The sequence below is a fragment of the Flavobacterium sp. HTF genome (assembly GCF_003105115.1).
Taxonomy (GTDB): Bacteria; Bacteroidota; Bacteroidia; order Flavobacteriales; family Flavobacteriaceae; genus Flavobacterium.
In genome coordinates, this window is sequence record NZ_QETH01000128.1 from 1 (window position 1) to 9,763 (window position 9,763).

Consider the following 9,763-nt stretch of genomic DNA (forward strand, 5'->3'; position numbering starts at 1 on the left):
ACATAAAAATACCTGCGCCTTTTGGGTTCAGCAGTTATAACAAAAAGTTTTTCATTACAAGTAGAGTTCAAATATTTTTAATTTTTTAAAACAACTAGTTAATTAACAAACAAAAATCAAAACAAATTTTAAACCAAAAAAAATGCTTATGAAACGAATTTTAGCAGTGTTAGGAATCGTATTGTTCAGTAGTGTAGGAGCTGTTGCACAAAACCGATTAATAACAGGCACAGTGACTGATGCGGATAACAAGGGAGTTGTTGCTGCATCCATTGAGGTTCAGGGAAAACCATTTAGCGCCATTACTGACACAGAAGGCCGATTTAAGATGAATGTACCCGAAGGTAAAGTGACCCTGAATGTATCTTCCATAGGTTTTGATTCAAAGTCTGTGGTGCTTCAGGAGAATGAAAACAGAGTTTCTGTTACGTTGTTAGAGAATGCGCAGGAATTGAAAGATGTTGTAGTAACTTCATTTGGAGTTAAAAAACAAAGAAAAAGTTTAGGTTACGCCGTTGGTGAACTAAAAGGCGATGACCTGACAAAAAATAAGGAAATTAATCTCGGAAACGCCCTTCAGGGAAAAATTGCCGGGGTAAACGTTTCTGCACCGGTTACAGGGCCATCGGGTTCAAGCCGTGTGGTCATTCGGGGTGCTACGTCGGCCTCCGGATTAAACCAGCCTTTGTATGTTGTAGATGGAATTCCAATTGATAATACACAGCAAGGAAATGCAGGAATGTATGGAGGAGCTGATAAAGGAGATGGTATGTCATCTTTCAATCCGGATGATATTGCGTCTATGTCAGTATTAAAAGGTAGTGCCGCTTCTGCACTTTACGGATACAGAGGATCTAATGGTGTTATTCTTATTACAACTAAAAAAGGTAAAAACGGAACTGGAATTGGAGTAGATTTTAGTACAAATTCTACATTCAATACACCGGCAACTCTTTTACATTGGCAAGATCAATACGGAGCCGGAGAGCCTGTAAATGGCGTTGCAACAAGATTTCCAAGTCAGCAGCAAGTTGGAGACAGCTACTATTTTGCCTGGGGGGATAAATACGACGGAACTCCATCTATTGGTATCGATGGAATTACAAGACCATATCAGGCATATGGACAAGACAACGTTAAAAATTTCTACAGAACCGGATATTCTTTCAGTAATACTTTAGCAATTTCCGGAGGAAACGAAACTACTAATTTCAGATTATCTTTTGGAAATACTAAAGATGAATCAATCCTTCCGGGAACAAATTTCAAAAGAAATAACGTGACTTTGAGTTTAAATTCGGCTCCAAACAAAAAAGTTAGCATCGAGACAAATGCACAATATATTTCTGAGAAAAGTCATAACAGACCTTATTTGAATGACTCTCCAAGAAATCCATCTTTCCCAATTACTTTCATGACTCCGGGAACAGACATTAGATGGATCAATAATCCTTATGATGCAAATGGAGGAGAAGCAGATTATTTTCAATCAAATGTATATCAGACAAATCCATATTTCGCAACACAGCAAGACCTGAACAATGATCTTAGAAAACGTTTTATAGGTTCTGCAAAAGTAAATTATAACATTACTGATAAAATTTACGCAAAAGCTGTTCTTGGTATCGATGATATTAATTATGAATTTACAGAGATTGAACCAACCGGAATTAACTACGCTCCAGGCGGAGCTTATGAAAACACAGTTCAAAACCGTTCTGAGTTTAATGCCTCAGGTTATATAGGATACAAAGGTGATATCGTTAAAAATCTTTCTTTAGATGCCTTTATTGGAGCAAACCGTCAGGATAATAGAATGAGTGGGATTAAAATGAGAGGAAATAACTTTATTGTTCCCTTCAAGTATTTTTACGCAAATACCCAGCCTGTAAAAACAGAAAAATTATTTTCTGAAAGTCAGGTAAACTCACTTTTTTATTCAGCTGATTTAGGGTACAAAGATTTCTTATATGTAAGTTTGACAGGTCGCGAAGATTGGTTTTCAACTTTAGATCCTTCAAACAACAGTACTTTTTATCCATCTGTAAGTACTAGTTTTATTTATTCTGAAGTAATTAAATTACCGGAATGGATGTCTTATGGTAAAATTAGAGCAGGTTGGGGTAATGTTGGTGGAGCCTTGCCGGATGCTTATGCATTATCATTAACTTATATTACGCCAGACGGACAAACAGATTCGCAAGGTCAGCCAATTTTAGGTATAAATGGAGAAACAGTTCCAAACAAATTTTTAAAACCTTATAATGTAAGTACAATCGAATTTGGTTTTGAAAATACGTTTTTCAACAACAGATTAAGTACAGATTTGACTTTTTACCAAAAAAGAACAACGAATGATATTGCCGATGCTGATATTTCTAAAGCTTCAGGTTATAGAACTACAAAAATTAATGTTGGAGAAATTCTAAATAAAGGTGTTGAATTTGCGATAAATGTAAAAGCAGTAAAAACATCGAATTTTAGCTGGAGCGTTGGATACAATTTTGCTTACAACGAGAGTGAAGTTGTTAATCTTTCAGATAATATTCCAACTAAATTGTTAGATGATAACAGAGATGCAAGAGCTTCTGTAGTATTAGAAAAAGGACAGCCTTTTGGTGTAATAAAAGCCTACGATTATTTAAGAGATGCAAACGGAAACATTGTACTTGACCCGAGTGGTAAATTCTTAAGAGGAAAATTAATCATTGCAGGACAAGGTGTTGCACCAACTTCAATGGGGCTTTCAAATGATTTTACTTATAAAAATTTCACACTTTCTGTTTTTGTAGATGCTAAATTTGGAGGAGAAATTTATTCTGCAACAAACCAGTTAGGAATGCGTTACGGATTATCTGAAGCTTCACTACCAGGCCGTGAAGGCGGAGTTGCTGTTTCAGGAACTGATACAAACGGAAATCCCGTAAACACAAACGTTTCTGCATACGATTACTGGAGAAGTTATAGTGATGTAACATCAAATTTTGTCTACGATGCTGATTTTGTAAAACTAAGAGCAATTTCTTTTAGCTATAATTTTCCAAAAGATTACCTCAAAAAGACACCTTTCCAATCAATCAGTTTAGCTTTCTCTGCCCATAATTTATGGACAATTTATGACAAAGTTTCAAACATTGATCCAGAGTCAAACTATAATAACAGTAATGCTCAGGGACTTGAAAGAGCTTCTATGCCTTTGACAAGAAATTATGGTGTAACACTTAATGTCAAATTCTAATAATAAAAAAATGAAAAATAGATATATAAAAATATTTTGTACTGCAATTTTTAGTACATTAATATTAGCATCGTGCGATAAGGGGTTTGAAGAAATGAACACAAATCCAAACGCGCTAACAGAACCTGCAATAAAATCGATGTTTACATTGGCTGAGATTTATGTTGACGGTCAGGATTTTTCGAATACAAGAGGAAATAATATTTATGCCGCACAAATCGTACAGCAATTTTCTTCACCGGGAGGAGCGGGTTCAAAATACACCTATTCTTCTGAATATTCAGCGGCTCTTTTTGGAGAAACTTATGGAAAAGGACTGAATCAGATTTACCAGTTATTGTCGGTTTTGCCAAACACAGATGAAAATTCAAATGCAATTCAGGCTTTAAGAATCATGAAGGTTCTTATGTATCAAAAATTAACAGATACTTACGGAGAAGTTCCTTATTTCGAAGCCGGAAAAGGATACAATGGAAATATTTTTACCCCAAAATATGACACTCAGGAAGCGATCTACAATGATCTTTTGAAAGAATTAGATGAAGCCGGAACAGCATTAGATGCTAACAAAGGTTTTGTTGGTGCGGCAGATTTATATTACCAAAGTGATGTTACAAGATGGAAAAAACTGGCCAATTCTGTAATGCTTAGAGTAGCAATGCGCTTGTCTAAAGTAAATCCGGCTAAAGCGAAAGAATATGTAGAAAAAGCAGTTTCAAAAGGTGTTTTTACTTCAAATGATGACAGTCTTGTTTTAAAACATGATGCAGGTCCACAGGGAGTTAGAACTAATCCTATCACTTCTGCATGGGTTACAAATGATTTGAACAAAGGAGAATCAAATATAAAATTCAGTAAAACATTTATCGATTTATTGAAAAATACAAACGATCCGCGTTTAAGAATCTATGCTAAATTAGAAGCAACCGGAGATAACAATCCGGCGAATCAACAAGGCCTTGCCAATGATGCTAGTGACTTTCCGGGTGGAGACAAAAAAGTTTTCTCAGATCCTAATACCTCTACAGTATTGCGTTTAGATGCACCTACTTTGATTATGTCTTTTGCAGAGGTTAAATTCATACTGGCAGAGGCAGCAGTTAGAGGCTGGAGTGTTGGTGAATCTGCTCAAAAACATTATGAAGACGGTGTAAGGGCAGCAATGACTATACTGACTATTTTTGGAGATAAAGTACCGGCGGTTACAAATATGGAGTACAATACTTATATCACCACATATCCTTTTAAATCTGCGGGAACCGATGCACAAAAAATCGAGCAGATTATTACCCAAAAATGGATTGTATTATTGTTTAATGGTTTTGAGGCATTCTCAGAATACAGAAGAACAGGATATCCGGTTTTAGTTCCCGTTAACGATCCTACAGGAGAAACAAACGGAACAATTCCGAGAAGGTTAATCTACGACCAGTCAGAGCTTCTAACAAATGCAGACAATTATCAGGAAGCAATAAGACGTCAGGGATTAGACAGAATGACAACCAGAATCTGGTGGGATAAAATCTAAATAAATTTTAGTTACTAAGAAACAAAGGCAAAGGAACAAAGTTTAGGAAGGAAAATGATTTAAAACCTTCGTAACTTTGTTTTTCTGACCCTTTGAATCTTTTCAAAAAAAAATCTATGTCAAAAAAATGTAACAAAATAGTTTTTAGCTTCATTTTCGTTTTCAGCTTATTTGCTGTCAGTACGGCAATTTCGCAGGAAAAAAAATCAAAAAAAAATAGTTTGGATTACACCAAATATGTAGATCCAATAATTGGTTCAGCCGGTCACGGGCATGTATTTGTAGGTGCGAATGTCCCATTTGGTGCCGTGCAGCTAGGACCCGTAAATATTTTTGAAGGCTGGGACTGGTGCAGTGGCTATAATTATGCAGGTAATACCATATTAGGCTTTACACACACGCATTTGAGCGGAACCGGAATCGGAGATTTAAACGATATTTTATTGTTGCCGGTATCAGGAAAAGTTGCCCTTACAAAAGGGACAAAAGAAGATATGGTGAACGGTTACGGTTCTTATTTCTCTCATAAAAATGAAGTTTCAACACCCGGTTATTATAGCGTTGTTTTAGACAAATATAAAATTAAGGCAGAATTAACAGCCAGCGAAAGAGTTGGTTTTCATAAATATACTTTTGATACTGCTGCCGATTCACACATACTCTTAGATCTTGCAGACGGTATAGGATGGGACAAACCCGTAAAAACGTTTATTAAAAAAATAAATGAAACCAAAATTGTAGGCTATCGTTACTCTACAGGCTGGGCAACAGACCAACGAATTTATTTTGCAATGGAATTTTCAGAACCCATTACCAGTATTGCTTTGTATGACAGCATTGCTTCGATAAGAGGAAATGAAGGCGAAGGTTTAAAAATGAAAGCAGTCTTAGATTTTAAAACCTTAAAAAATAAACAGGTTTTAGTAAAAGTCGGGATTTCTCCCGTAAGTTCTGAAAACGCTTCCGCAAATATAAATGCCGAGATTCCAAATTGGGATTTTGATAAAATCGTAAAAGAAGCCACTGCAAAATGGAACAAAGAATTGAACAAAATTCAGATCAAAGCAGACGACAAAACAATGAAAGTTTTTTATACCTCGTTGTATCATACCATGTTTGCACCTTCTGTTTTTAATGACGTAAACGGAGATTACAGAGGAACAGATAAGAAAGTATACGAAAAAGCCAATTTTACCAACTACACTACTTTTTCCCTTTGGGATACCTATCGCGGTTTGCATCCTTTATATACCATTACACAACCGGAAAAAATGAATGATATCGTTAAATCTTTTTTAGCTATTTATCAGCAACAGGGAAGATTACCGGTCTGGCATTTAATGGGAAATGAAACCAATACCATGAACGGAAATCACTCCATTGCCGTTATTGCAGACGCTTATCTGAAAGGCTATCGTGATTATGATGTTGAACTGGCTTATGAAGCGATGAAAAAAACAGCCATGCAAACACGCGACGGAATGGATTATATTCAGAAGTTAGAATATATTCCGGCCGATAAAGTGATAGAATCCGTTGGAAATGCCTTAGAATATGCCATTGATGATTATTCTATTGCCCAAATGGCCAAAGCATTAAACAAAACAGAAGATTATACCTATTTTACTAAAAGAGCTAATTTGTATAAACTGTATTTTGATAAAGAAACCACTTTTATGCGTGGAAAACTGGCAAATGGAAACTGGAGAACGCCGTTTAATCCGCTTTCATCCGTACACCGTAAAGATGATTATGTAGAAGGAAATGCATGGCAGTATACCTGGCTCGTGCCTCAGGATCCGTATGGTTTAATTGATTTATTTGGAAGCGAAGATAAATTCCTGGCCAAATTAGATGCCTTGTTTTTATTGACCGATAAAGTAGAAGGAGAAGATGTTTCACCTGATATTAGTGGACTGATAGGCCAGTATGCGCAGGGAAATGAACCAAACCATCATATTCCATACCTATATGCGTATGCCGGGCAGCCGTGGAAAACAGCAAAATTAATCCGTGAAATTGACCAGAAATTCTATTCGACAAAACCGGACGGTTTATGCGGAAATGAAGATTTGGGCCAAATGTCGGCCTGGTATATTTTATCGTCTATGGGATTTTATTCTGTCAATCCCGCAAACGGAATTTATGTTTTAGGAAGTCCGTTAGTAAATAATGCTGTCATTCATTATAAAGAAAATTCATTTACACTAAATGCAATAAACAACAGCGCCACAAATATTTACATCCAGAAAGCAGAATATAACGGTAAACCGTATACAAAATCCTATATCACACACGAAATGATCGTAAAAGGGGGAGAACTTAAATTATATATGGGAAGCAAACCATCGGCAACCTGGGGAGTAAAAAAAGAAGACAGACCTCTTTAAATTTAAGATTTTAGATTTAAGATTTTAGATTGGAATGCCTTTCCTGCAAGGTTTTTAAAACCTTGTAGGTATTTAAACATTTAAAATCTTAAGTCTGAAATCTTAAGTCTGAAATCTTAAGTCTGAAATCTTAAGTCTGAAATCTTAAGTCTAAAATCCAAAGTCTAAAATCTAAAGTCTAAAGTCTAAAGTCTAAAATATACTCACAGTACATTTCACATTTTACAACATAAAAATTATGAAAATAAAGCATTTAATTTTTTTAGGACTAATGCAATTTTGTGTCTTGATAAATGCACAAAATAAAACCATAGATCCTGTTGAATATGTAAATCCTTTAATGGGAACACAATCTTTGCACAATCTTTCTAACGGAAATACATATCCCGCCATTTGCAGGCCATGGGGAATGAATTTCTGGACGCCGCAAACCGGAAAAATGGGCGATGGCTGGGCTTATACTTATACCGCAGAAAAAATCAGGGGATTCAAACAAACCCATCAGCCCTCTCCCTGGATGAACGATTACGGGCAGTTTTCGATTATGCCGGTAACTGGTAAAACCGTTTTTAACGAAGAAGAAAGAGCAAGCTGGTTTAGCCATAAGGCCGAAACATCAAAACCTTATTATTATAGCGTTTATCTTGCTGATTATGATGTTACAACAGAAATTACAACAACAGAAAGGGCCGCGCATTTTCAGGTTACATTTCCTGATAATGAAAACTCATCCATTATAATTGATGCTTTTGACAAAGGATCTTACATCAAAATAATTCCTTCGGAAAATAAAGTTATTGGCTATACAACCCGTAATAGCGGCGGTGTGCCGGAGAACTTTAAAAATTATTTTGTATTGCAGTTCGACAAACCATTTGCTACGAATTCAACCTGGATGGACAAAACCCTGACCAAAGATAAATTAGAATCAACAGGCATTCACGTAGGTGCAGTAATTGGATTTAAAACCCGCAAAGGAGAAAAAGTAAATGTAAAAGTAGCTTCTTCTTTTATCAGTACAGAACAGGCGGAGTTAAATTTAAAAAACGAACTGGGCTCATCAACTTTTGATGAAACTGTTGCACAATCTAAAAAGGAATGGAATAAAGTCCTCGGAAAAATAACCGTTGAAGACAATAATGAGGAAAAATTAAAGACTTTTTATTCCTGTTTATACCGCACCGTTTGTTTTCCGCAAAAGCAATACGAAATAGATAAAAACGGTGCTATTATACACTATAGCCCTTACAATGGCAAGGTTTTGCCCGGTTATATGTTTGCCGGAACCGGATTTTGGGATACTTTCAGGGCACTATATCCTTTATTAAATCTCGTGTATCCTTCTATAAACAAAGAAATGCAGGAAGGATTAATAAACGATTATAAAGAAGGAGGTTTTTTACCCGAATGGTCGAGTCCTGGCTTTAGAAATGTAATGGTCGGGAATAATTCTGCTTCTGTAGTTTCTGATGCCTATATGAAGGGATTAAGAGGTTATGACATCAATACATTGTATGAGGCCTTGCAGCATGGCGCTAATAACGAAGGGCCAATGGATGCAGTAGGTAGAAAAGGAGTGAAGTATTACAATACGCTGGGATATGTACCTTATGATGTAGAAATCAATGAAAATGCCGCCAGAACGTTAGAATATGCCTATGATGATTTTGCCATCTGGAAATTAGCGAAAGCGTTAAATCGTCCGAACAAGGAAATTAAGTTATTGGAAAAGCGAATGCTGAATTATAAAAATGTATTCGATCCTGCAATCGGCCTGATGAGTGGGAGAAACAAAGACGGAAGCTTTCCTGCAAAATTTAATCCGTTTAAGTGGGGAGATGCCTTTACAGAAGGAAACAGCTGGCACTACAGCTGGAGCGTTTTTCATGACATTCAGGGGCTGATCAATTTAATGGGAGGCGAGAAAGCCTTTACAGCCAAATTAGATGCCGTTTTTACCACGCCGCCGGTTTTTGATGATAGTTATTACGGATCTGTAATTCATGAAATTCGCGAAATGCAAATAATGAATATGGGACAATATGCCCACGGAAATCAGCCAATTCAGCACATGATTTATTTATACAATTATGCAGGAGAACCCTGGAAAACCCAATACTGGTCAAGAGAAGTCATGAACCGTTTGTATAAACCAACTCCGGACGGATATTGTGGAGACGAAGATAACGGACAAACTTCTGCCTGGTATATTTTCTCTGCCATGGGATTTTACCCCGTTTGTCCCGCAACGGATGAATATGTTCTTGGAGCACCGTTGTTTAAGAAAATAACCGTACAGTTTGAAAATGGAAAAGAACTTATTATAAACGCTCCGGATAATTCTGAAACAAACAGATATGTCAACAAGTTAAAATGGAATAATTCCAATCATGAAAAAAACTATATCAGCCATTTTGATTTATTAAAAGGCGGGGAGTTAAATTTTGACATGAATGACTCTCCTAATTTACAACGCGGTACATCGGTCAGTGATTATCCATATTCCTATTCAGCTTCCAAAAAATAATTTAAAATCAAAATGATTAATAATGGTCTTTTTATTTACTGAGAATAAAAAGACCATTATATTTTGTAAGTGTTTTAAAG

4 protein-coding genes are annotated in these 9,763 nt (G+C 36.1%); all 4 read left to right on the top strand.

Features of this window, described 5'->3' with window-relative positions:
* Nucleotides 1–148 precede the first annotated feature (148 nt).
* The 4 genes from DCO46_RS21190 to DCO46_RS21205 all read left to right on the top strand — a co-directional run bounded on the left by DCO46_RS21190 (nt 149) and on the right by DCO46_RS21205 (nt 9,683).
* On the top strand, nt 149–3,238 hold the full coding sequence (locus tag DCO46_RS21190) for a SusC/RagA family TonB-linked outer membrane protein (protein WP_243416377.1): 3,090 nt from the start codon (nt 149–151) through the stop codon (nt 3,236–3,238).
* Between the two features lie 10 nt (nt 3,239–3,248).
* On the top strand, nt 3,249–4,766 hold the full coding sequence (locus tag DCO46_RS21195; protein WP_116754476.1) for a SusD/RagB family nutrient-binding outer membrane lipoprotein: 1,518 nt from the start codon (nt 3,249–3,251) through the stop codon (nt 4,764–4,766).
* Nucleotides 4,767–4,882: 116 nt separating this feature from the next.
* Nucleotides 4,883–7,156, top strand: coding sequence for a GH92 family glycosyl hydrolase (locus tag DCO46_RS21200; protein WP_116754474.1), 2,274 nt, complete (start codon nt 4,883–4,885; stop codon nt 7,154–7,156).
* A 238-nt stretch (nt 7,157–7,394) separates the two neighbouring features.
* Nucleotides 7,395–9,683, top strand: a complete 2,289-nt coding sequence (locus tag DCO46_RS21205; RefSeq protein ID WP_116754475.1) for a GH92 family glycosyl hydrolase — start codon at nt 7,395–7,397, stop codon at nt 9,681–9,683.
* Nucleotides 9,684–9,763 lie beyond the last annotated feature (80 nt).

What these genes read in the sequence shown, in the direction of transcription:
- DCO46_RS21190 (WP_243416377.1), top strand. Translation starts at nt 149, where the DNA reads ATGAAACGAATTTTAGCAGTGTTAGGAATCGTATTGTTCAGTAGTGTA.
- DCO46_RS21195 (WP_116754476.1), top strand. Translation starts at nt 3,249, where the DNA reads ATGAAAAATAGATATATAAAAATATTTTGTACTGCAATTTTTAGTACA.
- DCO46_RS21200 (WP_116754474.1), top strand. Translation starts at nt 4,883, where the DNA reads ATGTCAAAAAAATGTAACAAAATAGTTTTTAGCTTCATTTTCGTTTTC.
- DCO46_RS21205 (WP_116754475.1), top strand. Translation starts at nt 7,395, where the DNA reads ATGAAAATAAAGCATTTAATTTTTTTAGGACTAATGCAATTTTGTGTC.